Origin of the sequence: Caballeronia sp. Lep1P3, assembly GCF_022879595.1 — a bacterium.
Classification (GTDB): Bacteria; Pseudomonadota; Gammaproteobacteria; order Burkholderiales; family Burkholderiaceae; genus Caballeronia.
In genome coordinates this window covers 114,142-140,745 of sequence record NZ_CP084269.1, presented here as the reverse complement: position 1 = coordinate 140,745, position 26,604 = coordinate 114,142, and the positions used below count along the sequence as shown (strand labels likewise).

Here is a 26,604-nt window from a genome sequence, read left to right as displayed (position 1 = left end):
TGTCTATTTCGAATAGCGACGCTTTTTAGCGTCCTTTTCTACGCATCGGCTACGGTATCGATGGCTAGAATGGCGTCTCTCTCAGGTTCGTCGACGGCCCTCGGATTTGCGACGGACTTTCTAGCGCCGCTTCAGAAATGGAGCTGGCGCTTTTTTCGTCCCGGCTTCGTGCTGCCGGCCCCGCTCCCGATGATTCGTCGCGCGGGAAGCGACCGCCCGAGAAGTGTTCGTCGCCGTATTGGAGCGAAAGGCATAGCGATTTACTGAGCTTTCCGACTTGGACTGCGCGATGGACTCCGTAGACTGGCTCCATTCCCCGCGCTTTTGCGCATCGACCTACCCCTCCAGCGTGCTGGAGGACCATTTTCTCTCCAGCCGTCTATGACGGCAATCTTCTAGGCGACCCTCGTTGGTCGCCTTTTTTCGTCCCGTTGGGAGCCTATCCCTCCGGGAGACAGCTCCCATTATTTTTTTGGAGTTGTCTATGTCTCGGAATCTCGCACCTGTCGTCAAAGTTTCCAGCAAGAACGGTTTCATGGCGAATCAGCGTGTGGTCGGTCAAGACGTCGAGGCCAACCCGCCGCAGCTTTACACCGGACGCATTCATTCGGTGTGGAGCGACGGCACGGCGATGGTGGATTGGGACTATTCGCTCAACCATCAAGCCGAACGGCATTTGGTGCAAAGCGGTCGTGTCAGACTGCATCACCTCAGCCATACCGCCTCGTAGGTCTTCGTAAATGACGCGTCCAGTGCAGTTCGCTGGACGCCGTTTCTTCAGATCCAAATCTTTCCTTGATGGGAGCCGCCCATCGAGGGCGGCTCCTACCTTTCTCAGGAGTTGCCCATGTTTCCGATGATCAAACACGCTCTCAGCAGCCTCGCCTGGTACGCCAAGCAGGACGCGGAAGCCTGGAAGATGCTGTCGTTTCTCGTTGTCGTTGTGTACGTCTCGACGGCAATCGCCTCGTTCACCCACTGACTCACGTAGCTTGACGCTGCGTACTTCCCGCTTCTCTTCCCTTTGGGGCAAACTAGCCCCTTCGGGAATGGATTGCCTCACATTCAATCGAGGTGATCCATGATCAAGTTTTTCTGTTCCGTGATGCTTCTTTCGGTTCTGACTGGCTGCGCCACGGCGGACTTCGGCTCACCGGATACCTACCAGCGCTACGACGTTCAACGCATCGGCCAGTTCGAGCAGGCAACCATCCTGCGCGTGCGTCCGATCACCATCGAGAGCAATTCGGGCTCGTCGGGCATTGCATCGATCGTCAGCGCAGCGGCAGGTGCCTTCCTGGGCTCGCAAGTCATCGGCAACGGTAGTGGCCGCTATATCGCTGGCGCGCTTTCCGGCTCGGTTTCAGGGTTGGTGGCTCAGCGCGTAAGCGCGGCTATGTCTCGCCACAGCGGTGTCGAAGTCTTCCTTCGTCGCGCCAACGGTCAGACCGTGGTCGTTACACAGGTCGACGATCAGCAGTTCGCTGCTGGTCAGCAGGTGTTTCTCGTCTCAAATGGGTCCGGCTACCGGATTACCCACTAACTGGCGGCAACGGCTTGACCGACTGGATGAACCATCAATGAACCACTATCAGTTGATCACCCACGGGCAGACCAGCGGCTGGGACGCTTCGACCAACGATGTGAACGGCAAAAACTTCTACGGGATGCGTCCGGTGGAAGTCGCTGCGCAAGCGGGCGACGTTGACGAGTTTACGGCGATCGTGTCTCACCCGGAGTTCAACCCATCGGGCGCGCGGCCGCATATGTTCGCCGAGGTTGGGCGAATCAGCGACGGTTACGGCGACGCGAGCTTCATACGCTTGAAGCCTGCGCTCGACGCTTACAAGGCGCGATTCGTCTAACCGGGCATCGCAGTACGCATCTTTTGAATCCGCGGTGAAAACCGCGCCAACCCTTGCGGGGCAGGCTCCCCCGCAAGGGACCTGCCTCGTCTGCAATGAGGCAATCATGAAATTTCCCCGAGTGTTCTATGCGGACCGCAGTAGTGCCAATGCAGGCGCGAAAGCGGCTCTGCAACGTCATGCGGCGCGCGTTCTGCGACGTGTTGCTCAGGACTTGCGTCTTCCGGCGCATGCTCACGAAATCGTCACCGATACGCGCCGCGGCGGTGCCGCGGTACGGGTGTCGTTGCGCACGGAGACGTTGTTTGTCGACGTTCTCGAGCGTCAAGAAAGTTCAGGTGTCGCGCTGAGCTTCAGAACCCGGCGCGGCCGCTCCGACCTGACGGGCGGTGGTGAGAACCACGTCGCCCTGACGCAACTCGAAACGCCCGCGGGCTATCGAGCGATGTTGGACGGCCTACGTTTGGCCGGCGGCATTGATCTGAAGTGCGGAGGTCGTCGATGAAGCTGGCGAAAGTGAAAATCGAGTACAGCTCCGGCACCACGATCGTGGACCGGGTTACGCTCGATCCAACATCAGGTCAGGTTCATCTCGCGCCGCGCGTACTTGGGCTACTCAGCAAGATGGAGGAGTCCGAGTGTTCTCCGTCGTTTACCTTGGAATATAAGGGCCATGTCTTGCCGGTGACTGCCCATCCGGACGGAACTTACGTCGTGCCGGTTCCGCGTGATCTGGGCCCCGGACTGGGCGATAGACTTTACGCAATTGCTAATCCGTCGAAGGATCAACGGCAGCAGAATGGCCGTTACCTGCACACGTTGTCGGCGGCATCCATCGGCGGCGCCGTTGGCTATGCACATTCGTCCGCTGCTTGGAATGGGCCGACCGTTGTCGGGACCGCCGCTCTTGTCGGGCTTGGAGTAGTATTGTGGTATGCCGGCTTCTTACATATGAAAGGAGAATGACGTGGGCGCGACCATCTTCACGGTAGTACTTGGCCTCTCCATCGCGGGCTTCTTCATGTGGACCAACCACAATGGACAGAAGCGCGATCGCGAGCGCGAGTGGGGCAAATGATTCGACGCAGCGCAAGCTGAGTCCAAAGACGAAACCGCACCTTCCGAGGCGCGGTTTTTTTTACCGTTTTCCTTTTCTGGCGCGCCTTCGGGCGCGCTTTTTATTTTCAGGAGCTGGTTATGTCTCAAGCAAACGCAGATGTGCTGTCGGGCGCTGTCACCAACGGTATCACCGCCGATGGTGCAGTCGATATTAGGTCAGTCGCCCGGCTGGACACCGACGGCAAGACGGTCGATCAGGTCTTCCAGGATCTGTGCCGCTTCATGCGCGGAACGGAGCTCGAACCGGAGTGGCTTTGTCACGCGAACCTGCAGGACGACGCTAACGAAGCCATGTACGGAGCGCGCCACAGCAGACCGTGGCCCGAGCCGTCGTCATACGAACGAATCTCCGTTTCCGTGTGCATCGGAAACAGCGAGGGCTGGCTTATTCATGTCGACTTCATCAGCCGACCGCAGCTTAGCGACTCGCTCGACCGAACCTACGCGATCATGCCGTTGCTCCGCGCGAAGGTGTTTTCGACTGACCACGCGTGGTCGCTCGCTCGTCTGATTGCCCGTCTAATCGACGCGGCGTAACAGCTTCTCAACTTCATCCAGCGCCCATTCGGCGCACTTAACCCTTGCCGGGCATCGACCCGACAGGGAGCGATTGCCCGCAATTTTTCCGAGGCAATCGACCATGTATCAGCTTTCCTTTTCGGGCTTCGCCCACTCCTTCAGTACGATGCTCGAAGTGCTGCGTTTTCTGAGAGACGACACGCGCGTCGGAGCAGTCGACGCGGCAGAGATCGCGCTCACGTTCTTCAGCCACCCTGTATCCGTTACTCGCTATAACGGCACACTGACCGTTCGTCGGCCCGGGACGGCGACGAGCCTCTTTCTGTCGCTGATCGACGAAATCGACGCGGCCTACTTCAGACCGTCGTTCGCCGCGCTCAAGCCGTGGCAAATGCGGCGTGAGCACTGGCAACTGCTCTATCTGGCTTTTGATCTGGCGCGCGAGCCGCTGTATCTGTTCTCGTCTGATCAGGTGGCACAAGCCAACGAAGAGGCGGCTAAGACCGGCCGTCGCGGGCTGGACTTGTTCGAGCTGCTGCAAGACGAGTCGCAACGCCGGTTCGGGTTTCGCTACGCGGGCCCGGTTCTGGACAATCGACAGAGCAACGGTCGGCACGAGGTTCATGTGGCCTACGCGCTCGCGGCGGGCAAGCCCGTTCCGCAGGCGGTGATCGATGACTACGCTTCGTTGTCGAAGTTCGATTCCGACTTGCAATGGGCCAAGCCGCTTCTCGGGGTGCCGGAGTTGCGTGGTGCGTTGCCGCTTGCGAAGCTCGTGCCGCTCGCAACGGTGATGCGCCATTCGAAGCAGGCGATCACCTCTGACAATGCCGCGCTGCTCGCGATGCTGATGGGTCTCGTGCCGCACTCGCCAACGACGGTCGAAGTCGACGACCTGCTGTACGCGAAGGGCATTCTCGAAGCGCATCCTTTGCCCGAGGTGTACCTGAAGCCCGTCGATGTCGGCCTGCCGACCTGCCAGTTTGCGGAAGTGCTGCGGCGCACGCTCGCCGACAGCGCGCGTGACAACCGGCTAGCGGAGCTCGAAAAGGCGCGGAAATCAGGCAGCATCAGCGCCCGTCGCTTCCAACTGGACTCGCAAATGGCCATTCTCGAACACGGCAGGCAAACGCACACTTTCGCCAATGAGTTTGCGAAGGCAGTGCAGACGGCCGACATGTCCTATCTCCTCAGCATCCTGGACCGGCCAGACGACGCCAACCGCGCGACCAAGCAAGCGGTCCGCGAGGTGTTCGGCATCAAGCTCATCGGCGTTCGAGCTGCGGCTCGGCGCCGGGGCATCTTCCAACTGGCGGGGATGGACGCCGCACAGCAAGCAGAGTGGGAAGCGCTGTCGGTCTCGCAACGCGAGGCAAGGCGCGTCGCCCGCGAGGTTGCACGCGCTCGCGAGGCGGCCGAAATGTCGCGCATCCGCATGCAAGACGGTGCAGTCGTGACCGGCGCGCAGTGGGTGGAGCGGACGATCGCCGAAGGCTTCTCGGAGATCGTGAGCGTGCGGCAGGGCACTAGCGTGCGTTATGAGCTCGCTGACCCCATCCGGCATCTGCAGGTATCGCTTCGCGCCAACGACGGTACGCTCGCCTATGCGCGCGTGGCGCTTGAACAGCGCGCAAGCTAACTCACTTTCAACCCACCCGGCTACGTGCCGGGTTTTTTTTCGTCGCGTCGGCCGTCGATATGGCTTAAGGCACTATGAATTAGTGACCTTTGCACGGATTGACTGATCGCCCGACCCCTACACTGCATCTATCACCCGCGTCACTGACGCATCGACCCAGCCGGCTACAAGCCGGCATTTTCATATCTTGCCCCACAGGGACCACGTCCCTACGGGCGTAGTCTTTATGGGGCTTCTCCTAGGAAGCCATCATGAAAGTCACGCCCGCTCAACTCACCGAACTCCTCTCGCTGTACGTGCCGAAGCGCCTGCCGGTGCTCATCACTGGCCGCCCCGGCATCGGCAAGAGCGACATCGTCGAACAGACCGCGCACGCGACTGATCACGAACTGCTCATCAGCCACCCGGTGGTCGAGGATCCGACCGACTCGAAAGGGTTGCCGTTTCCCTCGCCCGATGGCACGACCGCCAAGTTCCTGCCGTTCGGGGACTTGGAACGTGCGATGACGGCCAGACGCCCGCTGATCTGGTTTCTGGACGACCTCGGGCAGGCCTCGCCCGCTGTGCAAGCCGCGAAGATGCAGTTGCTGCTCGCGCGGCGCGTCGGCGAGCACGTCCTGCCGCCGCAGGTCACGTTCCTCGCGGCCACGAACCGCCGGACCGACAACGCGGGTGTCTCCGGGATTCTCGATCCGGTGATCTCGCGTTTCGCCACGGTGGTCGAGCTGGAGCCGACCATCGACGACTGGACGCAGTGGGCCGTGCGCGAAAACATCCCGCCCGCGCTCATCGCGTTCCTGCGCTTCCGTCCGGACTTGCTGTCCGTGCAGAAGACGTCGCGCGATATCGAGAACGCGCCGAGCCCGCGTAGCTGGGGGTTCGTGGCGAAAACCATGGATGTAGTCCCCAAGCACCTGGAGCACATTTCCTACGCCGGTTCGGTCGGAGAGGGTGCCGCGACGGAACTGGTCGCGTTCCTCCAGATCTTCCGCGAGCTGCCGAACCCGGACGCGATTCTTCTCGCGCCCGATACGGCCATGATCCCGACGACGCCTTCGGCGTTGTATGCGATCGCGGCAGCGCTTGCGGCACGCGCGAACGAAAACAACTTCGATCGCGTCGTGCGCTACACCGAGCGTCTGATCGGTGAAGGGCACCGCGAGTTCGCGGCGCTGCTGGTGCGAGACGCTGTCCAACGCACGCCGCAGATCCAAAACTCGTATGCCTTCATCGGCGCGCAAGGCGGGGAGATCGGCAAGATCATCCGCGGCGAGTAAGACGCTTTCCCCACACATCTGCTTTCTCTGCATCACCCATGTTGGCCCTGTCGTGTCTTCGGACGCACAGGGCCTTTTTCGTTTTGCTTCATCCATTCCATTTCTACGAGGTTTCTCATGGACATCACTTCCATCCAATCGAAGGTCATGCTCTGCTCGGTCACGATTTCCACCTGGGTTGCCCGCCGTTTCGACGGCAAGGTGACGCAGGAAGTCGAGAGCAAGCACCACGCGAAGGGCATCGGCAGATTCAATAAACGCCTGTTGCCCGAGCATGCGCCGAGCTTCGCAGAAGTCGTGACGCTCGCCGGCCGTATCCGCTCGTACTTCTACGACCACACCCTGAAGTACGATCAGTTGGGCGTGCGGCTGCTGCCGACGATGGTCTACATGGACTTCGCCGAAAAGATGCGCTCGTTGAAAGACGAGTTCGACTTGGCGGTATCCGTGTTCCTCACCGACTACCTGAACTTGAAGGAGGCGGCTCGCGAAGAACTGAACGGACTGTTCAACGAGGCGGACTATCCGACCCTCGCTGAGTTGTCCACGAAGTTCGGCGTGAAGATGGCCGTTCTGCCGTTTCCCGACGCCAGCCAGTTTGGCGTCGAGTTGCCGGCGAACGTGCTGAACACGCTCAAGAGCGAACTGGACCAGCACGTTCTGGCCTCGATCACAACCGCGAACGAGGACCTGGTGCGGCGTCTGTACGAAGCCGTGTCGCAAATGGCCAATCGGCTGTACGCGACGGGCAACGTGCGACTCGACGTCGCCAACAACGTGCGGGAGCTCTGCGCGTTGCTGCCGAAGCTCAACTTCGCGAACGACCCGCAGCTCACGCATATCCTCGAGCAGGCCAAGACGCATCTGGCCGTGCACACGGGCGCAGAACTGAAAGACTCCCGCGTGCTTCGTTCTCAGGTGGCCAGCAAGGCACAGGAGATTGAAGGGCTGATGGCCGCGTTCATGGGCATGCAGCCGGAGCCGATGGAAGTCGAATCGGCGCACGCGAGCCAACTGCGCCTCGTCGCGTAAGGGGGCGTCATGGACCGCAACGATGTGGTGTTGGGCAGTAGCGCGGTCCATCCGCGCATTGCCCGGCAGCGGACCGAGCTCGTGCTCTCGCAACCCTTCTTCGGGGCGCTCGCGCTCCGATTGAACGTTCGCGAGGATCCGTCGACCAAGACGTTCTGGGTGGATGGCGAAACGCTAGGCTACAACCCGACGTATATGGAATCGCTCAGCGACCTTGAAGTTAGGGGTGTCGTCGCCCATGAAGTGCTGCACGTGGCCAACGGCCATTGCTGGCGTCAGGGCGCGCGTGATCCCGACCGATGGAACGATGCCTGTGACTACGCGATCAACCCGATCGTCTTGTCGTCAGGCATGGTTCTGCCGAAAGGGGCGCTAGTCGATCCCCGCTATACGGGCAAGTCGGCCGAGGAGGTCTACGGTTTGCTGACGCAGGAGGCGAAAGAAAAGCAGCAACAGCCTCCGCAGCCGAATCAGCCGCCGCAACAGCCGCCGCAGCAGCCGCAGCCGGGTCCGCAAGACCAGCAGCAGCCGAACGGCGGGCAGACTCCGAAGCCCGGTGGCCAGAACGGCACCGCGCCGGGACAGTCGCCCGCCGCCCAGCCAGCGAAGCCCGGCTCTTTCGGCGAAGTGCGGCCCTACAAATGTCCGGACAAGCCGGTAAAGGAGGCGGAGTGGAAGGTTGCCGTCACGCAAGCCGCGAAAGCGGCCGCGATGCGCGGCAAGCTTCCCGGTGACCTGCAGGCGATGGCGGGCGAGGCAGTGCGGCCTATCGTTGACTGGCGCGCGGTGCTGCATCGCTTTGCCCAGCAGTCGTCGCCGTCGGACTACAGCTTCGCGGCGCCTAACCGCCGGTATCTGCATCTCGGGTTCTATCTGCCCGCGCTGCATACACCGGCGATCGGCGACGCGGTCTTCGTGCGTGACTCCAGCGGTTCGGTGTTCGACGAGACGCAGGCGCAGTTTGACGCGGAGATCCTCGCGGTTTTCCACTCGTTGAAGCCCGCGCGACTGGTCGTGATGGATTGCGACACGCGCGTCACGCAGGTGCAGATCTTCGAGCGAGGCGACTCGCCAGAGATCAAGCCCGTGCGTGGTGGGGGCGGGACGGCGTTCGTCGACCCGTTCAATCGAGTCGCGGAAGACGGTATGAACCCTGCCTTTCTGGTCTATCTGACAGATATGGTTGGGCGCTTCCCGACGGTCGCGCCGCACTACCCGGTGCTGTGGGCGTCAACCACGCCTCTGACACGGGCGCGGAAAGCGCCGTTTGGCGAAACGATGGAGGTTATTTGCTAGTTCCCGGCTTTGGTCGGGCATTCCCTGAAAAACGAAGCCCGGCATCTGCCGGGCTTTTTTTTTCGACTGCGCGCGAGGCTCAGGCCCGGCGTTTCTGCAGCGGCTGGTAAGCCTCGCCGCTTTTGAACCGTTCCAGACGGTCGCTTGCCGTGGTTAGCGCGCCGAGCGTCGCGCTATGGAGTTGCCGGTCGTACATGCTGACGATCGCAGCCAGCAGCGCAAAGGCTGACTCCGACGACACCCCCCACGTTCCGTTCTCCCGGCCGCCCTCGAACACCTCGGCCATTGCTCGGTCGGCCGCCAGCAGCGATTCATGCGAAAACTCGCCGTGGCCCGCCTCGCTGAGAAACTTGCCGAGCAACACGACTTCGGTGATGTGCTGAGCGGGACCGATGTGGTCGCACGCGCCGCGGATGGCTTCCAACGACAGGTGGGCACGAAGCGCGAGGTCACCGGCGACGGCGCGCGGGATCGGGAGCAGTTGCGCTTTGTTAAGGCGCGCGCGGGCTGCCTGAGAGGAGCGCTGGAACGGAAGGCTGCGAGACATAGCAAACGTTTGGTTGATTGCCCGTGTTAACGATCTTCCCACGCCGGTTCTGAAGGGCTAGCGGTGCGAGCGCGCTGGAAACGCTCGACAACAGCGATCGCGCGCTCACATTGGTCCGCGTTGAGCGTATGAATCGAGCACTTCTCGACGTCGGCGCCGATCTCGTCAGCGAGCCATTTCATCGCTTTCGCGCGCGCTTCGAACACGTTGCAGCCGTCGCGGCGGACCTTCGCCGCCACCAGCGGTTCGAGCGCCGCGTGGAGCTTCGCCTTCAGTTCCCGAAGGCGCGCGTCGGCAAGGCGTCCGAGCGGGACATTTCGCGTGCTGCGCGGGAACACGCCGATCCACGCCTGACAGTTTTGGCAGAGCCACAGCGGGCCGTGGTCATCTCGGTAAGGGTAGGCGTCGTCGCCTGCGCGCGCAAGGACGGCTGGATTGCCGCAATAGTCGCAATTTGGGTGGGGAAGGGGTTTGATTGGTTTTCCGATGCGCATCGCCGATGACTCAGGGCGGGAATAACGAACAAAGCGGCTCACGGCGGGCGACGGCGACACGTGAAATGTCAGGCGCGTAACGCTACGAGCAACGGCCGCCGCGGACGATGGGAAATGCTTAACAGTCACTCGCCGCGGGCAGTAGCCGGAAAGCTGCATCATTTTTAGCGTCTTTCTGGCAAATGCGTTTCATCATGATAATTCACTTGGCCCTTCTGGCAGGCCAGGAGCTAATTACCGGGGGCGATAGCTGGCAATACCCTAAAAGCCGATGAATTTGAGGCGTCTTTTGCGGATCCGCAGGTACGTTGCAACGCCAACAATACCCGACATGTTAGATCGCCCTTAGAGCATCGCGTGTCCGAGTCTGCCGATAACCCACTGCTGAAACTGCGCCCGCTCGAAGCGGAAGCCGTGCGCATGTTTTTCCATGCGCTCTCGCCGCTGCGCGAGCTGCTGGAATCGCCCGACCTCGCGGAAATCATGATTAACGATTACCGCAACGTCTGGGTGGAGCGTCGTGGCGTGATGACACGCGAAAACATCGACCTGCGCCCGGAACAGCTCGAAGGCGCGATCCACTCACTCGCCTCGTCCGTTGAGAAGTCGGCGAAGGCGGGCAGCGACAAGGGCATCATCAACGCCGGTCACCAGAACCTGCGTATTGCGGCGGTCATGAGCCCGACCTCAATCGACGGTCATGCGCTGAGCATCCGGAAGCACCGCGAGTCCAAACTGACGCTCTCAGACTACGTGAGCATGGGCGCGTTCTCGGCCGCGAATGCTCGGCCGGAGTTCGCGGAAGCCATTCACTTTGAGGAAGGCATCGAAGACGAGGCGCTCATGCGCGCGCTCGTCGCGCTCGTTCAATCACGCAAAAACGTCCTCGTCGCCGGCGGCACGTCAGCAGGTAAGACCACGTTCCTCAACGCGCTGATCGAACAGATCCCGTCCGACCAACGCGTGATCTCCATCGAGGACACGATGGAACTGAAGCTGCACGTACCCAACCGCGTGCGGCTGCTCTCCAATGCCGACACGAACGTGACGACGCAGCTGCTGGTCGCGCTGTGCCTGCGCTTTCGCCCCGACCGCATCATCGTTGGCGAAGTCCGGGGCGGCGAAGCATATGACCTGCTGCAGGCGCTCAATACCGGCCACGATGGCGGCCTCGCATCCATCCACGCAAACAACGGGCGCACGGCGCTGAGCCGCCTCGAATCGCTCGCCATGCTCGGCATCCCGACCGGATCGCGGTGGGAGCTGGAGGACATGCGCAAAAACATCGCTGACTGCTTCAACTACGTCGTGCATTTCAAGCGCACCGGCGAGATGCGGCATGTCTCCGAGATCCTCGAAATCCGGGGATTCAAAAACAACGATTACGACCTACAACGCGTTTTTTAACGGGAGCATCAAATGAAGGGCAAGAAGGTACTCAACAGAGCCGCGACGGTGGCAAAACGTCTGCGTCCGGGCAAGTCCATGCTGGTCGGCGCACTTCTGAGCGTCGTCTCCGTTGCGGCAATGGCAGCGGGCGATTTTTCGAATCTGACGGGTTTGACCGACATTATCTGCACGATCAGCAACCTGATCAGCGGCCCGTATCTCTATGGCATCGGCATCGTGCTCATCACGCTGGGCGGCGTCGCGGTGGCCAATTCGGAAAGCAACATCGCGAAGACCTTCTCGGTGGTGCTCGTCGGCCTCGGTATCGCGTCGGTGGCCGTGCCGATCATGCAGAGCCACTTCCACATGGCCAACGCCTGCTGATATGCGCCAACACAAGGTTAGTCGGGGCCTTTCGCTGCCGCGCCAGATGGGCGGGGCAGACCGGGGGCTCGCCATTTTCAACGGGACGATGACGGCGCTGCTCACCTACACGAGCTGGACACCGGGGTTTCTCCTTGTCGGCGTGGTGGTGCATGTGTTTTTGCGATGGAAGAGCTCGACTGACCCGTGGTGGCGAATCGTGATGCTGGTGTACAACCGCTACCCGGACGTCTATGAGCCGGGGCCGAGCAGCCGTTTTAGCGCGCGCTTCAAGCGCCCGTATGGGTTTGATCAGGACCTTCCATGCTGAAAATGATGTTCACGAAGCGCGCGGTGCAGGAGATCGCGCCGTGGGCGACGATGGTCACGCCCGAACTGGTGCTCGATAAGGACGGGTCGTTGCTGACCGTGTTCGAGTTCGAAGGCATCGACGCGGACTCGCCCAATCCCGGCGACATCACCGCCGCCCGCGACAACCTCGATCACGCGTGCCGTAACTTCGATCACCGCGTGACCGGGTGGTGGCGCATGTCGCACCGGCGCGTGCGCGGTGGCATGGACGGCACCTTCGCGTCGGAGGCCGATGCGCGCGTCGACGCGATCAATCAGGCAATCATCGGCAGCGGCAAGTACTTCAAGAACTCGCACTCGCTCGCGCTCGCATTCACGCCCGAAACCGGAATCTCGCGGATCTTCGACAAGATCAGCTATCACATGACAGTCGGCGGCAAGAACCTGGCCGTGGCGATGTTCGAAGCGGTGAAAGACACGATTCTCGCGCGCAGCGCCTTCGCGTTCGACCTCACGAAGGTTCAAAATGAGATCAAGCGGTTCGAGTCGGTGATCGACGGTTTTGTTGGCGGTGTCACGCGCCTGAAGATGAAACGGCTGCAGCTTCAGAATGTTCTGTCGTTTCTGCATCAGCGCGCGAATCCGTCGTCGCCCAAGCGCCGCGTGCGCTATCCGGTCACGATGCTCGACACGCACCTGACCGAGACGGAAGTCACGATCGGCGCCACGGAACTGATGTTCGAATCGGCGCACGGCAAGGTGTACGCGCGGATCATCGGCATCAAGGAATGGATGGGCTTTCAGGAAGCGGCTCTCGACGTCCTCTCGCAGGTAGACGCGGAACTGGACGTCTGCGTGATGTTCCGTTTCCTCGACACCTCGCGGGCGAGCGCGTACATCAAAAAGATTCGCGGCTTCTACAAGGTCGCGGCCTTCAACCCGGTCGCCATCCTCAAGCAGTGGGCAACGAAGGAAGAGCAGAAAAACGACGAAGGCCGTGAGATCTTGGCGAAGGAGGCGGGTGACGCGCTCGCAAAGCTGGACGCCGAAGGCCAGCAGTACGGCTTCGCCAATATTTCGGTGGTCGTTTATGGGAGCACGCCGGAAGAGTGCGAGGACGCGACGCGTCAGGTGGTTGGCGTCATCGGCAACGCTGGCTTCGGCGTAATTCTCGAGAAGACGAACCTGTTCGCCTCGTGGAGCGCGACGCTGCCGGGTCGCTGGGATCAGCAAAAGCGCCTGCAATTCGTCGAGACGCCTGCCGTCTCCGACATCGCCCCACTGTGCAGTGTGGGCGAGGGTTCGAAGGTCAACGAGTGGCTCACGCAGCAGTCCGGGATCAAAACTGGTCCGCTCACCTGCCTGCCTACCCGACATCGCACGCTCCAGTATTTCGACTTGCACCATCCGGGCGGCAAGGCGCACACACTTGTCGTCGGTCCAATTGGCGCGGGTAAGTCGGTGTTTCTGAACTACTTGATGACGCAGACGGGACGCCACGGCGCGCGCCGCATCCGCTTCGACAAGGACCGCTCGACCCGTATCCCGACGCTGCTCGGCGGCGGCCGGTTCATCGATGCCACGGGGCGATTCGAGGCGGCGACCTCAGTTAATCCGCTCTCGCTGATCGGCGACCAGAAGCACTGGTCTTACGTGGCGGACTGGGTGCAGCTTGCCATCGAGGGCGAGGACTACACCTGCACGCCGCAGCAACAGACCGAGATCTACGACCGGATCAAGACGCTGGCGCTGGGGTTCCCGCCTGAGAAGTGGCGTCTGTCGAGCTTGATTACGCTGCTGCCCGCGGACTTGCGTGAGCGGTTGCAGGTTTGGACCGAGGGCAACAAGAACGGCAAGTTCTTCGACCACGCCGAGGACGGCTTCGCCATCTCCGACGACCTGTCAATCGAGATGGGCGACCTGTTCCAGAACTTCCCGGTGGCCGCCGCGTTATTCATGGACTACGCGTTCTACCGGATCGCACAGATCCTCGACGGCAAGCGCTACACGGTGATCGAGATCGAAGAGGCAGGGTTCTTCTTCACCTACCCTAAGTTCTACGCGCGCCTCGAAATATGGGCGGTGACGATCCGGAAGCTCAACGCGGCGCTGGTGATGGCCACGCAGTCGCTTGGGCAGCTCGCACGCGTGCCGAACTTCGAGATTCTGAAAGAGAACATCCCGAACATCATCTACCTGCCAAACAGCGACGCGATCAACAACCAAGGCTTGTACCGCGATGTATTCGGCCTCACGCCGCATCAGATCAAGATGATCTCCGATGCGGTGCCCAATCGCGACTACCTGTGGGTGACGGCCAAACAAAGCCGGATGTTGCAGGCCCAGTTCCCGAAAGAAGCGCTCGCCTATCTCCGCTCGGACGGCCGCGCGCAAGCGCTTCTCGACAAGCACGTCAAGTCCGGCAGCCCACAGTGGCAGGAGGAGTACGTGCGCGACGTACTCGTCAACGCTTAACGCTCTATCAGCAAGGTACCGCCATGATGAAAAAATTGCTCCGCTGCGTCGCCGCAACCGGTGTGTTGACGATTGGTCTCGTCCAGCAGACCTACGCAAACATGCCTGTGTTCGACGCATCCAACTTCATTCAAAACACCATGACGGCAGCGGCCGCCGTGAAGGGTGAGGTTTATCAGGATTCAAATCTGGTCTATCAGTACCAGATGATGCTTAACCAGCTCAAGCAGGCGACCAACCTCGATCCGGCCGCGATGCTTGCGCAGTTCAAAAGCATCACAGGCGACATCTCGAGCCTGAGCAAGTACACCGACGCTTTGAAGGATCTTTACGGTGGCCTGCAGAGCAACGCCGAGTACGCGAACAAGGTGCAGGCGTTGATCACGCAATCGGGAAAGACCGCCGACCAGTGGTTCACGGACCAAAACACGCTACTGCAGAACAACGACAAGACGGCGAAGCAACTTTTCCAACAGGGCAACGACGTCATCTCGCATGTGAGCACGCTCGCCAAGCGCCGGCAGGAGATTCAGGACCAACTGAACATGTCGCCGACGATGCAGGCCACCGCTCAGTTGACCACGCACATGCTGGACATCATCTCCAGTCAGAACAGCGACCTTCTGACGATGATGGCGGCCAAGCAACGCAACGACGCTGTCAAAGACTCGGCGGCAGTCGCCGATCAGAAGGCGAACAACGCGAGTCAGGCGGCCATCAAGGCGCAACAGGACAGGGAACGCGCTGCATTCGACGCGCAAATCGGATCTTCGAAGGTGCTGGGGCAATGATGGAGCGATCAGCAATTTCGCTCATGAGGTCGCTCCTCGTCTTTCTGGCGGTGATCTGCTGCATCGGCTTTACTTCTAGCCGCGCAATGGCGCAAGCGGCCCCCGCTGTGCCGGCGTCGTCGACTAGCTCGGCTGCACTGCTGGCAAGCCAGGCGGGCGACTTTAGCAAGGGGGCAAGCAGCGCCGCACAGCAGATCCATGTCCTGCTCGGCAACGTCGTCACGACGGCAGTGGATGCAAGTTCCAACGTGATGAGCGAGGCCAACAAGTTCGCGTGGGGCCTGGGCGTTATCTCGCTAGTTCTCGTCGGAGTGAGGTTCGCCGGAACCCACCATCCGATTTCCGCTTGGGTCGACCTGTTCGAGGAAGTGGCTGTCCTCGGCATCTTCGTCGCCTTGTACCTTGGCTACACGTCGTCGGCGGCTGGCTTTTGGACGTGGTTTGAGCAGTTGGCGGCACATATCAGCGATTCCGACAACGGGTCGGTGGGCTCCCAGATGGCCTCTCTAGCGGGGACCATCATCGACGCGCTCACGGCGAAGCTAAAGACGGTCAAGCTGTGGGACATTCCTGCGCTGTTGACCGATGTCATCGTTCTCGCCTTCGCGGGGATGCTCATGGTTCTCGCATCAATCATATTCGTTTATTACACCGCGATTGGCCAGATTCAGGCCGCCGTCGGTATCGTCCTTGGCCCGATTGCGATTGCGCTCGGCTTCTCGTCGTACACGCGCAGCTATTTTAAGAAGTGGCTCGATTGGATGATCAGCGCGGGGATGTACACCGTTGTGGTGGCCGTCCTGATAAAGCTTGTCGGGACGTCCATTTCAGACGCGGTGAGCAAGGCGACCCACGTAGGCGGATCTACCACCGTCAACGGGGCGTATGTCTTCGACCTGGCGGTGTTCGTGCTGCTGCTGTCCTTCGAGATTCCGAAGCTGGCAACGATCTTCGGTGGCGGTGCGACGGCGACCGGTACTGGCGCTTTGAAGCTGGCGAGCAAATTCATTCCATGACAATCGCTCACGAAGCTATCGCGATCGAAGACTTGTTCGCGACGCACCATAAGCGCATTGAGCTCGTTCGCCAGTGCGCCAATGAGAGCACGGAAGCGGAATTCGCACGGAAGTGGGTGTCCGTCTTGCGCCGCTGCGCTAGCTGGTTCTCCTCCATGCCGCTCACGCCGGAGCTGCACTGTGAGCCGGGCGGTGCTTTCCGGGCGACGATCGAGTCAACGTTTTATGCGATGCGGCTGGCCGGTGCGCAGAAGTTCGCCGCGGACCTCACGTCCGACAAGCGGCGGCGGCTCGAGCCGCAATACAACTATGCGGTCTTCCTGGCGGCTGCGTGTTCTCTGCTTGACGAGCCATTCCGTCATTTCGAGATGATTCGCCTGTCCGACCGGTCGAAGTGGAATCCGGCGGCACACGGCGCATTCGGCGCGTGGCTCGGCGGCGGCCAATACACGGTGGAACGGCGAGCAGCGCCGCTCAAGAACGAGCGGATGCGCACCGCGATGTTCGCCCAGACTGTCATCGCGCCGGATTTGCTCTCGGGGTTTGACATCGGGGTGCTTGACGACCTTTTCAACGCGATCAATCCTGAGCGCAGTCCGCAAGGTTACGAGCCGCTCGTTCATAAAGTGGTACGGCAGGCGATGGACGTTGCCGTGGACTTTGAGCGCAAAGCGCAGAAGGCGGTGTTTGCGCCGGTCAAATACGATGTTCCGTCCGCCGTGCATGTCGCCCTCGCGCTCGAGCCGCAGTTTGTTCAATCGATGACCGCGGCAGGCAGCGAGACGTCTCCGAACGAGACACATCGGCAGCCAGCGCCGGAATCCGGCGACATGGCGGCCTCAACTGCCCCGGCTTCGACAACGCCCAGCGCGGCCGCGAGGCCTAGCGCCGCCGCAACGAACTCGGCTGACCAGCAGGTCTCGGGAGTGCCGCCTAAATTGTCTCAGTCGCTGCGTGACGCGTTGGAGCGCGGCCAAGCACCGGGCGATGCAGCCGCAACGAATGAGTCCTCCACACGCCCGACCCCTGCGCCACAACGCCCGGCAGCGATCGATCCTGCGGTAGCTCATACCGGCCGTGGCACCGGCAGCCGAACCGGGCCGTCAGACGAGGAACTAACGGAGGTGCTGGGGCCGGGTGCCGCGATGATGAAAGAGTTCTTCAAGGCACTCGCGGGCGACGTCGCATCGGGAAAGGCGAAGGTCACCTGGGAAGAAAAAGGGCTTGCCGTGCAAAAGCGCCTCGTCGGCGCGTACGGCATGACGAGCGATACGCTCGTCGAGCAACTTAAGAAGCGGCAGCTACTCATGCGCGCTCATGGCACCGATATCTGCATCGTTGAGCGAGCAGGGCGTCTCATCATGGAGCGGCCAGCGGCATGAGCTACGTCAACCACTTCCGACCCATCTACGAGTTCAGGCCATTCGTCGTCTGGCCGGTGGTCATCGTTGGAATCCTAGTCTCGGGGATGCCGTACGGCTGGGCATTCGCTCTGGCGGGTGTGCTGCTGCTTTCGATACGCGCACTGCAAATCTGGAAGGCGCTGAGCTTTCGAATGGCGATTTCCACGAAGTGGCTCAGCAAGATCCATATCGACAAGCTGCTCGCCACGCAGAAGACGATGCGGCAAAAAGCGGACTCGATGTACTTGGGCACGGGCTACGAATGGACGCAGAAGCATACGCAGATCGCCCACGAGATTCTTCGCATGCCGGTGACGGATATTCCGTCGTTGCCCAAGTGGCTGCCCAAAACCGAGATCGGTCGGACCGTCGAGGCGCGCATTGAACGGCTGTTCGGACCGAGCGACAGCATCCGGGATCGCATGCCCCAGGGATCATCGTGGATCCACGGCATGGAGCCGCAGAAGGTGAAGGTGCCGTTTCACTACAAGGCAATGGGCGGTCACACGCTCGTGGCCGGTACAACGGGCGCGGGCAAGACCCGGACGTATGAAGTCATTTCCACGCAGGTGATCCATAACCCCAAAGACGTTCTTATCATCGTCGACCCCAAAAACGACGACGAGTGGAAAAAGCGCGTCGAGAAGGAGTGCGCCCGCACCGGCCGCAAGTTCCTCTACTTCAATCAGGCCAAACCGCACGAGTCGATTCGCCTGAACCCGCTGGAAAACTGGTCGCAGCCGTCTGAAATTCCGTCGCGGATTGCGCAGTTGATGGAGGAAGGCCAGTTCCGGGATTTCGCGTTTCTGTTCATCGACCGCGCCGTGAAGGGCGAGCTGTACGTCGGCGACAAGCCCAACCTCCGATCGATTCTCAAGTACGCGCAGTCGGGGATTTCCAACCTTCTGGAGCGCGGGCTGCGTCGCTTCTTCATCGAAAACGGGCTGACGGACTGGGAAGAGTTGACAGTCACGGCGACGGTCAAAGACGCTCAGCGTCGCAACGACGCGTCAATGGTCGACGGGATGGTCAAGCTCTATCTCGACCGGTTTGCCGCTCACGATCGCGGGCACGAGACGATCGACGGATTGATCGCGACGCACACCCACGACCGCGAGCACTATATGAAAATCATCGCCTCGGCGCTGCCGCTGCTGCAGATGCTGGCGACTGGGGAAACCGGGTTGATGCTCGCACCGAAGGCAGATGACTTCGAGGACGAGCGTGAAATATGGGACATCGACAAGATCATCAAGCAGAAGGCGGTCCTCTACATGGGCCTGGATTCCCTGTCGAACAACATCGTGCAGAAAGCGATCGCCTCAATGGCGCTGTCTGACGTCGCGGCGGTGTGCGGTGCGATCTACAACTTCTACGCGGAGAAGCCCGACGTCGTGCTTATCATCGACGAGATCGCCGAGGCCATCAACGAGCAGGTGATTCAGATCCTCAACAAGGGACGCGGGGCCGGGTTCAAGGCGTTTGTCGCTTTTCAGGCGCGCGCCGACCTAGAAGCAAAACTCGGAAACGCAGCAAAAATGCTGCAGGTTTTGGGTAACCTGAACAACCAGATTGTCCTCAGACTGGAGGACTCAGATACTGCTAAGTGGTTCTCCGACAAGGTCGGCGAAACCGCGATCCGCGTGGTGAACGTCTCGAACAGCTTGAACACGACTACAGAGGCGCATGCACTGGAATTCAGCGGCTCGCAATCGCGCTCGCTTCAGCTTGAGAAGGTGCCATTGATCCCGGTTCGCCTCCTCCATAGCTTGCCGAACTTGCAGTACTTCATGCGCATCTCGGGAGGTGCCGTGTATCAGGGTCGAATTCCCATCATCGAAGGCTAAACCTAAAACTATGTCCGCTGCATACAAACACATCATCCGCGATCACAAGCTGTCGCACCGGCTCATGCCGGTGTTCAACGTGTCGCCGGATCTCGAGCTCGCGTGCTCCCGCGTTGCCGACTTCATCGGCGAACGATTCATGGGAGACAAGCGGCCGTTGGCTGCTGAGATGATTGAATCGGCACTCGACAGCTACAGGCGGGCCAAGCGCAACGGCGAACCGTACGTGGCATTCATGCAAGGTCTCTTTGAGCCGGCCCAGGCACTTTACGCGCGTCGTTACATTGCGCGCCGTGGCGAGAAGGTTGAAGTGTGGTGCCCGATGGTGGAGGCGATCACCGCGTTTGAGCAGCGCCATCCCGACCACGAGCTTGAAATGGTCGACGAGCGCTGTCCGGACCATATCACGCAGCGTACCGCAGCATTCCAGCTCGCATCCCGCGTGCTGCACGGCGAGACGTTCCGCCGCTACTTCGAGGAATACGATGTCGCTCACCGTTACGATAATAGCGAAGTTGTCGCAGACTGATTTCCGCACGGCAAAGCGAGCACTCGAGACCGCCATGGCATTCGACGGCGATGCGAACGCTGCCGTGCCCGAAGAGTTCACCCATGGCGCCGGAGCGCGTTGCTACGCACTGGCGACCATCGCTGAGTATCGCCCCGCGCTCTTTTGGTGCGGGCTGTTCGCCGTAGCTCTGATACCCGTGTTGGCGGCAGTAAAGGTGCTACATGGCTAGCCGCTTCGGTTCGCACCTGAAGATCTGGTTTCTCTTGGTCCCGGTGTTGGCAATCGCCGTGATGCCTGCGGTGCCCGACCGGAAGCTATTCGAGGTGCCGGACGTCGAGACTCAGTCGTTGGTGGCTACCGTTGGGCAGCAGAAGGTTGATGCCGCTGTGAGCCGGGCAAACGGAATATTTCGCCATGCGTTCGTTGATACAGGCCTGCTTCACCGGACATTGAATGCGTCGGGGAGCGTCGGCGGAATGAACGACGGAGGCTTTTCCAGCTTCGCGGATACGTGGACCGAGAATTTCTGGCTGCTCGTCTATCGAATCGTCTTTCGAGCGCTGGTGATGAAGCTGTGGATCGTGGGCACAATCCTTTTTGCGATCGGAATGTTCATCGATGGCACCGCTAGGCGAAAGATCAAAGCCTCGGCGGCGGGCTTCGTCAGCCCACTGTCTTTCCACCTCGCCAGCCACGGCCTCTTGCTGGTTTTCGGCACGCTATTGGCCGTGCTCGTTGCCCCGTTACCCGTGCTGGCGGGATACTGGGTCGCGGCCGCAGCGCTGCTAGGCGCACTACTGTGGAAAGCAGCGGAGTCGTTCCAATCTGCGCGGTAGAAAGCAAAGAGTAAGGCGAAGCCCGGAAAGCTCGCAAAATACAGCGTCTTTGTGGGGAAAGGGCTTCATCATGATACGGTCCCCAGCCACCAGCACTCCCTCCTGAGCGCTCCCTCCGGGAAGCGCCGTCTCGCCCCGAGCCGGCCGGTCTTTGCTCTCACCGACCTCCATTCTTGAACGCGCGGATGACCGTATCGTGCGTGTATGCCCTACCGGGCACTGCGCGCAAACGTGCTCCCCACTAGCGTCCGTCGTCGAAAAGGCGCGCGAAATAGTCGCTGTTTCGGACGTTGACCGGTGCCCCAGACCGCAACAATGGACCCCATAGGCAACGCGCTTTGCTTGCCTGATCACCCACGATGAAACGGGACCCATGCGGTCCAGACAGGAGAAATGGCGAATGAGCACGGTTGTCGAACCCGGCAGTGAAGAGAAAGTCGCGCTGAGCGCACTTGAACAAGGTACGGTCGACGCGCCGCTCACGACCGACGGCGCGGACGACGGAGAGCTTGAGCGCGAGTTGACGCAGATGGAGGCGGATGCGGATCGCCTCCAGAAGGAAGGCGTGATCTCGTCCGACGACGCGCAGATGAAGCGCGCGGAAGTGGCGAAGACGCGCAAGCTGTTTCGCGACTTGCCTGCGGCCGAGCGTATTGCGATCATCAAGCGCCGCCGTGAGATCGGCCGTCAGTTGTTGGACCGCCAGCTTTCCGGCGCAGCAGTCGTGACCGCCCGTGTGCGGCTGAACCATACCCGCCTGAAGCCGCTGTTCGAGCAGTGGTGGCCGTACATCAACCGCATGAGCATCAACATGCAGCGTTTCGGCCGCTCGACGTTCGGCGAGAGCGACAAGGAAGTGGTCAACAGTGCGCTCGAAAAGCTGCTCGCAGGCATCGAGAGCTACGTGGACGAGCAACTGCGCGTCGCCGAAGGCTTCCGGCAGCAGAAGGAAGCGGAGCTTCGCGCCAACAAGGAATTCGTGTTCGAGCCCACCATTCCGATGCCCGCAATGGACATCGAGGTCGAGGCGTACTCGCGCTTCTCGATGCGCGTGCTGAGCGCCATCATGAAGTTCGACCGCACGATGGATCACTTCGACTTCATGGTCTGGAACGGCATCCGCGACCAGTCCGACGTGGACGACGAGGCAGTCAACTTCCTCAAGCGCTTCAATCCGCTCGGCATTCGCGGGTACATGACGCACCTGAAGCTGATGACGACGGTCCGCGGCAACTAAGGAGGCGCGATGCTGGCCGAACTCAATCCCCAGCAACGGGAAGTCGCCCAGTTGCGCCAGCATTGCGTGGCGATCGCCTGCCCGGGCGCGGGCAAGACGAAAACGATCGCCACGAAAGCGGCCCTGTTGCTGCAAGACAGCGCCGCGACGGTCGGCGCCGTCACTTTCTCCAAGGACGCCGCGCTCGAACTGCGGGAGCGCATCCTGGCGGCCGCCGGCGAATCCGTGAAGAAGCGCTTGATCGCGGGCACCTTCCATTCGCTCGCCTTCAAGCAACTGAAGCGCCCCGGTGCACGTGCGCTCGATATCGCCTCGGATGGTGACCGGCTCGGTATGCTCATCCGCGTGATGCAGGAACTCGGCCGCGACGGGAAGGCAGAAGACCTCATTCCAACGATCGAGAAGATCAAAACCAATTTCGGGCGGTGCGATCCGGACACTGCCGACGGCGAGCTGTACCACGCCTATCAGGACGCGCTTGCCCGCAACGGTAAGATTGATTTCCAGGACATGCTGCGCCTCGCCGTGGAGGGGATGGAAAACGGAACCATCGCCCCGTACGCGTTCACCTATCTGCTCGTTGACGAGTTTCAGGATACCGACCCGCTGCAATACAGGTGGATCGAGCTTCATGCAAAGGCCGGTTCGATCGTGACCGTCGTCGGCGACGATGACCAGAGCATCTACGCGTTTCGCGAGGCGCTGGGTTATCGCGGCATGGAATCGTTCATCGAAGCGTTTGACGCGAAGCCGGTCGTGCTCGGCAGCAACTATCGCTGTCGTGCCGAGATTCTCGGCGCGGCCGACCGAGTGATCCGCAATAACGTCGACCGGATTGCGAAGGTGCTGCGCGCCGAGAAGGGGCCGGGCGGGAGCGTCCTGACATCGCGGCACCCGGACGAGTACGAAGAAGCGACCGCTGCAGTCGAGGTGCTGGGGCCACTGCTCGCCAAAGGACAATCGTGCGCCATCCTTGCGCGCACCAACCGCATCCTTGATCCGCTCGAATCCGTCTGCCGCTCTCACGGCATCAAGTATTACCGCGCATCCGGCGCATCGGTGCTGAGCCGCCCCGAGGGCGCGCTCATGTGCAACCTGCTCGAGATTGTCGAGCGCATCAAGGACACCGGTCTTGACGCCGTTCTCGCACACCTGGGCCTGACCGCGCAGCATTTGCGCGCATTGCATGCCGAGATCGGCGCGGAACTGACGCAGAAGGGCCGCGCCGAGTTAGTCGAGCTGGGATTGCCCGAGGACGTCGCGACGAACTACCGTGAGTTCATGAAGCGGCTGGCGGAATGGCAAAGTTTGTGCGATCGGAAGTTTTATTCGCTGACGCTCTCAGGCGTCGCTGAATGGATGCTGAAGTACGCGAAGAAGGATTCTGCAATTCGCGCGATCGAGGCGACGAATGAAGTCCTCTGTCGCTTGTCGGGCAGCTTCGCTGAGCGGCTTCTTTTCCTGCGTCAGGATAACAACGAGCCGACGCCCGGCGCGCTCATCCTCACAACGATGCACAGCTCCAAAGGGCTGGAGTGGGATCACGTGTGGATCGCGCGCAGCGAAGAGACGATCGTCCCTGATGCGAAGTCGACGGAGCCGGAGGAACGTCGTCTGTTCTATGTCGCGATGACGCGCGCACGTGAATCCCTGATGATCTCGGGCACGTCCAAAAATTTCGAGTCTCGTTTTGTCGTCGAAGCTCAACTTCAGCAAGTAGCGGCGGCGGCCTAAGAGTGTGATTGGGCTGTTGCCACGGTTCTCGAGCGCCGATTGATCCGCCTCGGCTACTCTCGGTGCCGTGTCTATTCATGGCACCTTCTGCCCGGGGCGTGGGCGCCGATCAGGGCGCTCGTGGCGCTCAGAGTTCTGAGGGCGACCGCGGTCCTCGCTGACCGTCGAGATGGAGTGCTTGAAGATCACCTGCGGGCCCGTCGCCGCGTTCAGACAGACCGTGTACGAATCAAAGGACTCGATGCGGCCTGTCAGCTTTATTCCATTGACCAGGAAAACTGAGACGCGCTTGTGTTCTTTGCGGAGCGCGTTGAGGAACTCGTGCTCAGGCTTCGGGACGGTGTCAGGCATGGTCGCCTCAGTCAGTGAAGTCGAAGAGTGAAAGTGCTTGCAGTCCATGTGCACGCCGTGGCGAAAGCGGTCGGCATATCCGCATAGTCGCTCAACGTCAGATGAAACGCTGATTCTCGTGGCTACAGCCAAAAAAAAGCCCGCTCAAGGCGGGCTGCAATCCATATCGGTCGAGACATGGAGGAGACGTGATCAGTATAAACCCTACGGTTATTGGCGCATAGCCATCTTGTACGTCACGACGGACTTGTACGCGGGCCGGTTCCAGTGCGGCGTGCCGGCTGTCATCGCATGGCTGTTCACAAGCCGGCCAGTGTCGAGCATGCAAAAGCAATGGCCTTCGAACGCGGCTTCTTGCGCTGCCGCGTCCCACGTCTTAGTGACGAAATCGAAGATCGGTTCGACGGGTTTCATTATCAGGGTTCTTAGGGACTTTGACCCGTTATCGGCAAATCATCACGCTTATTCAGGGCTCAGGCGATGGCGCGCGAGATCTCCGTCACGTTCGATTCCGTGCGTTCCTGGCCCTTCGTGTCGTCCAAACGCGGACCGGCGATAGGCCCTTCGTCCGGCGTCGAATCGGCCTCAATCGTCAGCATTCTGGCGACGCGCTTGAGCGTGCCGTTGAGCGACGCACGCGGACCGAGGCGGATCGTGCCGCAGTAGAAGATGTCACCCGAGACTTGGCCGTTGATTTCCAGCGAGCCACGCGCGTGCACATCGCCGTCAACGCGCCCGTCAATGCGAACGTGCTCGCCCTGTGCGCTGCCCTTAACGAGGCCGCCTTCGCCGATGTGCAGCAGACCCTGCGTGGAGATGATGCCGCCGTCGAGCAGGCCGAAAGACGAAATGCCGTGATCCACGACCATGTCGCCGGTGATGGCGCAGCCGCGCGCGATAAGCGTGATGTTGAGTTCGGTTTTCATGGTGTGTCGATTCCTAGAACATTTGCACTTCGTTCGACCCGCCGCGGGTCGCGGGTGCCGCTTTCTTATTCGATGCGGCTGCGCCGTCGGAGTCCGTGGTCTGCTCGTCGCGCGCGCGCTTTGCGTGGTGGCGGTAGCTGTGCGAGTGCGACGGCGTGGAGGTCTCGGTCGTCGCGCCGTCTGTGGCTTGCGTCGTCGCGGCGGGCTTTGCCGTCGTGGCCGACGTCGTCGGTTGCTGCGCAGCGCTTTGCGCTGCCGGTGCGGCCGCCTTCATCGCGAGGGAGTTGGCTGCAGGCTGCTGTGTCGTGTCCGCGTCACGACGGGCTTGATGAATCGGCGACACCGCCGCTCGCTGCTCCTCCGTCGAAACCGGGGCCAACTTAGAAGGGGTCGCGCCAACGGCGGGAGCGTTGCTTCCGAGCGAATTTCTGAACTGGTCAGCCGTCAAGCCAACCCCCGACGGAGCGAGGTCCTTCGCGGTGAGCATCGGTGCCACGGCAACCGGATGAGGCGGTTCCGCGTCGATCGGACGCGTCGTTGTTGCAGTTGGTTGCTCGGTTCCGGCGAGCTTGCCTGCACCGGAATCCGAGCGAGCGGCGCGGTGGGCCGACGGTGCGCCGAACGACTTGAAGAGGGAAGCGGCTCCCATTCCTGCCATACCGACCACAGCGGCGACGGCCACCGCAACGAGCGTTTGGCGGGCGGTGGGCGCTGCCTTCGGCAGGCGCACCTTCATAGAGGGCGCCTTGTCCTGAGACGCCAAGTCCGCCGGCGCCGGAAGCGCAGCAATCTGCCGCGGCAGATCGATGGTCATTGAGTCGGGTGCGAACTGTGCGTGCAGTCGCTGAATATCGCGTAGGTCCATGTGAGGTCCTCTCGTCGTTGCATTAGGTCGAGCGTAACCAGCGCTGCCGCTAGTCAAGACAGAGAGCGCATGCGCGCGCTCAAGACGGTTTAGTGGGCTTGACCAGGGTCGGGAAGCAACACACCTTCGGGGGCAAAGCGATCGTTGTCGAAAATACAGAGATAGGCGATCTTGCGAATCCGCGTCTGAGCGGCATCGAGGGTGCTCTGGCGAGCTTCCGAGCCCAACGATCGAGCGATAAGTGCGCCCATCGTCAGTAAGAAGAGCTGGTCATAGATAGTCAGCAGGCGTACCAATCGTCCAGACATCGCGTGCTTGATTTCGAGCGTCACTATCTCCGGATACGTCGCAGTCTGCCTCTTGGGCAGTTCATTGGCCCAAGACATTGCTTTGCGGAACCAGCCCTCGGCCACTCGAAATTCAGATTCGATAGCGATGAGCTTGCCGCCGCGAGCGACGGTCATCTTCGCTGCTGCAAAGTTGAAGTCGCCCCGCAAAAACTCACGTGCGAATCCCGAGTGGTATGGCAGTTCGGTCTTAGCCAGTGTATCCGCATGGATTCGCGCGAGCCGGCTGTCGTTGGTCAGGCGGTCGAGCCGCCGAAGACCGCTCTCGCCAGTCGGCGCGACCGGAGGTGAGCTTGGTCTTAATCCGTCTTCAGGTGCTTCCATGTCGGTACCAGCCATGATCGGTTTCGGTATGTCTGTGTTCTCTCTCACATAAGATTTTCATTGTTTAGGCAAGAGTCAAGACGGCGAAA

General features: G+C 61.0%; 31 protein-coding genes. 24 read left to right on the top strand and 7 right to left on the bottom strand.

Annotated elements, in window-relative coordinates; all coding sequences use genetic code 11:
* The first annotated feature begins 484 nt into the window (after positions 1–484).
* From LDZ27_RS27210 to LDZ27_RS27165, 11 genes are all read left to right on the top strand, one after another.
* Positions 485–730, top strand: coding sequence for a hypothetical protein (locus LDZ27_RS27210; RefSeq protein ID WP_244818469.1), 246 nt, complete (start codon positions 485–487; stop codon positions 728–730).
* 117 nt (positions 731–847) lie between these two features.
* Entirely contained in the window at positions 848–982 is a 135-nt protein-coding gene (locus LDZ27_RS28920; protein WP_255751473.1) for a hypothetical protein, read from the top strand.
* A 99-nt stretch (positions 983–1,081) separates the two neighbouring features.
* Positions 1,082–1,543 carry a glycine zipper 2TM domain-containing protein gene (locus LDZ27_RS27205; RefSeq protein WP_053572901.1) on the top strand — a complete coding sequence of 154 codons (462 nt, stop codon included), beginning with the start codon at positions 1,082–1,084 and terminating at the stop codon, positions 1,541–1,543.
* Between the two features lie 37 nt (positions 1,544–1,580).
* The gene (locus LDZ27_RS27200) at positions 1,581–1,865 is read left to right on the top strand and encodes a hypothetical protein (RefSeq protein ID WP_244818468.1); all 285 of its coding nucleotides are present in this window, start codon (positions 1,581–1,583) and stop codon (positions 1,863–1,865) included.
* Between the two features lie 106 nt (positions 1,866–1,971).
* Complete coding sequence (locus LDZ27_RS27195; RefSeq protein ID WP_244818467.1) at positions 1,972–2,370, top strand: hypothetical protein; 399 nt, start codon at positions 1,972–1,974, stop codon at positions 2,368–2,370.
* Positions 2,367–2,831, top strand: a complete 465-nt coding sequence (locus LDZ27_RS27190) for a hypothetical protein (protein WP_244818466.1) — start codon at positions 2,367–2,369, stop codon at positions 2,829–2,831. The genes LDZ27_RS27195 and LDZ27_RS27190 overlap by 4 nt, the downstream gene beginning before the upstream one ends.
* Positions 2,832–3,062: 231 nt before the next feature.
* Positions 3,063–3,521, top strand: a complete 459-nt coding sequence (locus tag LDZ27_RS27185) for a hypothetical protein (RefSeq protein ID WP_244818465.1) — start codon at positions 3,063–3,065, stop codon at positions 3,519–3,521.
* 103 nt (positions 3,522–3,624) lie between these two features.
* Positions 3,625–5,142, top strand: coding sequence for a hypothetical protein (locus LDZ27_RS27180; RefSeq protein WP_244818464.1), 1,518 nt, complete (start codon positions 3,625–3,627; stop codon positions 5,140–5,142).
* A gap of 251 nt (positions 5,143–5,393) precedes the next feature.
* Positions 5,394–6,419, top strand: coding sequence for an ATP-binding protein (locus LDZ27_RS27175; RefSeq protein ID WP_008343193.1), 1,026 nt, complete (start codon positions 5,394–5,396; stop codon positions 6,417–6,419).
* Between the two features lie 117 nt (positions 6,420–6,536).
* Entirely contained in the window at positions 6,537–7,451 is a 915-nt protein-coding gene (locus LDZ27_RS27170; protein WP_244818463.1) for a hypothetical protein, read from the top strand.
* Between the two features lie 9 nt (positions 7,452–7,460).
* Positions 7,461–8,747: a VWA-like domain-containing protein gene (locus tag LDZ27_RS27165; protein WP_244818462.1), complete on the top strand. Its 1,287-nt coding sequence runs from the start codon at positions 7,461–7,463 to the stop codon at positions 8,745–8,747.
* Between the two features lie 79 nt (positions 8,748–8,826).
* On the opposite strand, the gene LDZ27_RS27160 is transcribed toward LDZ27_RS27165, so the two are convergent.
* Both LDZ27_RS27160 and LDZ27_RS27155 read right to left on the bottom strand, forming a co-directional pair.
* A complete protein-coding gene (locus tag LDZ27_RS27160; RefSeq protein ID WP_244818461.1) occupies positions 8,827–9,294 on the bottom strand; it encodes a hypothetical protein in 468 nt (155 codons plus the stop codon).
* 26 nt (positions 9,295–9,320) lie between these two features.
* Positions 9,321–9,788: a zinc-finger-containing protein gene (locus tag LDZ27_RS27155; protein WP_244818635.1), complete on the bottom strand. Its 468-nt coding sequence runs from the start codon at positions 9,786–9,788 to the stop codon at positions 9,321–9,323.
* 357 nt (positions 9,789–10,145) lie between these two features.
* On the opposite strand from LDZ27_RS27155, the gene LDZ27_RS27150 reads away from it, so the two are divergent.
* The 13 genes from LDZ27_RS27150 (at position 10,146) to LDZ27_RS27090 (ending at position 23,702) form a co-directional block, all read left to right on the top strand.
* Positions 10,146–11,195: a CpaF family protein gene (locus LDZ27_RS27150; RefSeq protein WP_053572962.1), complete on the top strand. Its 1,050-nt coding sequence runs from the start codon at positions 10,146–10,148 to the stop codon at positions 11,193–11,195.
* Between the two features lie 12 nt (positions 11,196–11,207).
* Positions 11,208–11,561, top strand: coding sequence for a hypothetical protein (locus LDZ27_RS27145; protein ID WP_035967777.1), 354 nt, complete (start codon positions 11,208–11,210; stop codon positions 11,559–11,561).
* 46 nt (positions 11,562–11,607) lie between these two features.
* Entirely contained in the window at positions 11,608–11,871 is a 264-nt protein-coding gene (locus tag LDZ27_RS27140) for a conjugal transfer protein (RefSeq protein ID WP_053572942.1), read from the top strand.
* Positions 11,865–14,327 (top strand): VirB4 family type IV secretion system protein, encoded by a 2,463-nt coding sequence (locus LDZ27_RS27135; RefSeq protein ID WP_244818627.1) that lies wholly within the window; start codon positions 11,865–11,867, stop codon positions 14,325–14,327. Before LDZ27_RS27140 ends, LDZ27_RS27135 begins: the two co-directional genes overlap by 7 nt.
* A gap of 23 nt (positions 14,328–14,350) precedes the next feature.
* Positions 14,351–15,118 carry a type VI secretion protein gene (locus LDZ27_RS27130; protein WP_244818626.1) on the top strand — a complete coding sequence of 256 codons (768 nt, stop codon included), beginning with the start codon at positions 14,351–14,353 and terminating at the stop codon, positions 15,116–15,118.
* 23 nt (positions 15,119–15,141) lie between these two features.
* Positions 15,142–16,134, top strand: a complete 993-nt coding sequence (locus LDZ27_RS27125) for a type IV secretion system protein (RefSeq protein WP_244818625.1) — start codon at positions 15,142–15,144, stop codon at positions 16,132–16,134.
* Entirely contained in the window at positions 16,131–17,516 is a 1,386-nt protein-coding gene (locus LDZ27_RS27120) for a TraI domain-containing protein (RefSeq protein WP_244818624.1), read from the top strand. Before LDZ27_RS27125 ends, LDZ27_RS27120 begins: the two co-directional genes overlap by 4 nt.
* Positions 17,513–19,384 carry a conjugative transfer system coupling protein TraD gene (gene traD, locus LDZ27_RS27115; RefSeq protein ID WP_244818623.1) on the top strand — a complete coding sequence of 624 codons (1,872 nt, stop codon included), beginning with the start codon at positions 17,513–17,515 and terminating at the stop codon, positions 19,382–19,384. Before LDZ27_RS27120 ends, traD begins: the two co-directional genes overlap by 4 nt.
* 10 nt (positions 19,385–19,394) lie before the next feature.
* Entirely contained in the window at positions 19,395–19,913 is a 519-nt protein-coding gene (locus LDZ27_RS27110; protein WP_244818622.1) for a hypothetical protein, read from the top strand.
* The gene (locus tag LDZ27_RS27105) at positions 19,870–20,124 is read left to right on the top strand and encodes a hypothetical protein (protein WP_063786815.1); all 255 of its coding nucleotides are present in this window, start codon (positions 19,870–19,872) and stop codon (positions 20,122–20,124) included. The genes LDZ27_RS27110 and LDZ27_RS27105 overlap by 44 nt, the downstream gene beginning before the upstream one ends.
* The gene (locus LDZ27_RS27100; RefSeq protein WP_244818621.1) at positions 20,117–20,731 is read left to right on the top strand and encodes a DUF4400 domain-containing protein; all 615 of its coding nucleotides are present in this window, start codon (positions 20,117–20,119) and stop codon (positions 20,729–20,731) included. The genes LDZ27_RS27105 and LDZ27_RS27100 overlap by 8 nt, the downstream gene beginning before the upstream one ends.
* A 400-nt stretch (positions 20,732–21,131) precedes the next feature.
* Positions 21,132–21,968: an ATPase gene (locus LDZ27_RS27095; protein WP_244818620.1), complete on the top strand. Its 837-nt coding sequence runs from the start codon at positions 21,132–21,134 to the stop codon at positions 21,966–21,968.
* A 9-nt stretch (positions 21,969–21,977) separates the two neighbouring features.
* Entirely contained in the window at positions 21,978–23,702 is a 1,725-nt protein-coding gene (locus LDZ27_RS27090) for an ATP-dependent helicase (protein WP_244818619.1), read from the top strand.
* Positions 23,703–23,777: 75 nt separating this feature from the next.
* On the opposite strand, the gene hfq is transcribed toward LDZ27_RS27090, so the two are convergent.
* The 5 genes from hfq to LDZ27_RS27065 all read right to left on the bottom strand — a co-directional run bounded on the left by hfq (position 23,778) and on the right by LDZ27_RS27065 (position 26,530).
* Complete coding sequence (gene hfq / locus LDZ27_RS27085) at positions 23,778–24,053, bottom strand: RNA chaperone Hfq (protein ID WP_244818618.1); 276 nt, start codon at positions 24,051–24,053, stop codon at positions 23,778–23,780.
* A gap of 210 nt (positions 24,054–24,263) precedes the next feature.
* Entirely contained in the window at positions 24,264–24,467 is a 204-nt protein-coding gene (locus LDZ27_RS27080) for a hypothetical protein (protein WP_244818617.1), read from the bottom strand.
* 59 nt (positions 24,468–24,526) lie between these two features.
* Positions 24,527–24,979, bottom strand: a complete 453-nt coding sequence (locus LDZ27_RS27075; RefSeq protein ID WP_008343235.1) for a polymer-forming cytoskeletal protein — start codon at positions 24,977–24,979, stop codon at positions 24,527–24,529.
* Between the two features lie 13 nt (positions 24,980–24,992).
* On the bottom strand, positions 24,993–25,844 hold the full coding sequence (locus LDZ27_RS27070) for a hypothetical protein (protein ID WP_244818616.1): 852 nt from the start codon (positions 25,842–25,844) through the stop codon (positions 24,993–24,995).
* Positions 25,845–25,933: 89 nt separating this feature from the next.
* Positions 25,934–26,530 (bottom strand): DUF1845 domain-containing protein, encoded by a 597-nt coding sequence (locus tag LDZ27_RS27065; RefSeq protein ID WP_244818615.1) that lies wholly within the window; start codon positions 26,528–26,530, stop codon positions 25,934–25,936.
* Between the last annotated feature and the right edge of the window lie 74 nt (positions 26,531–26,604).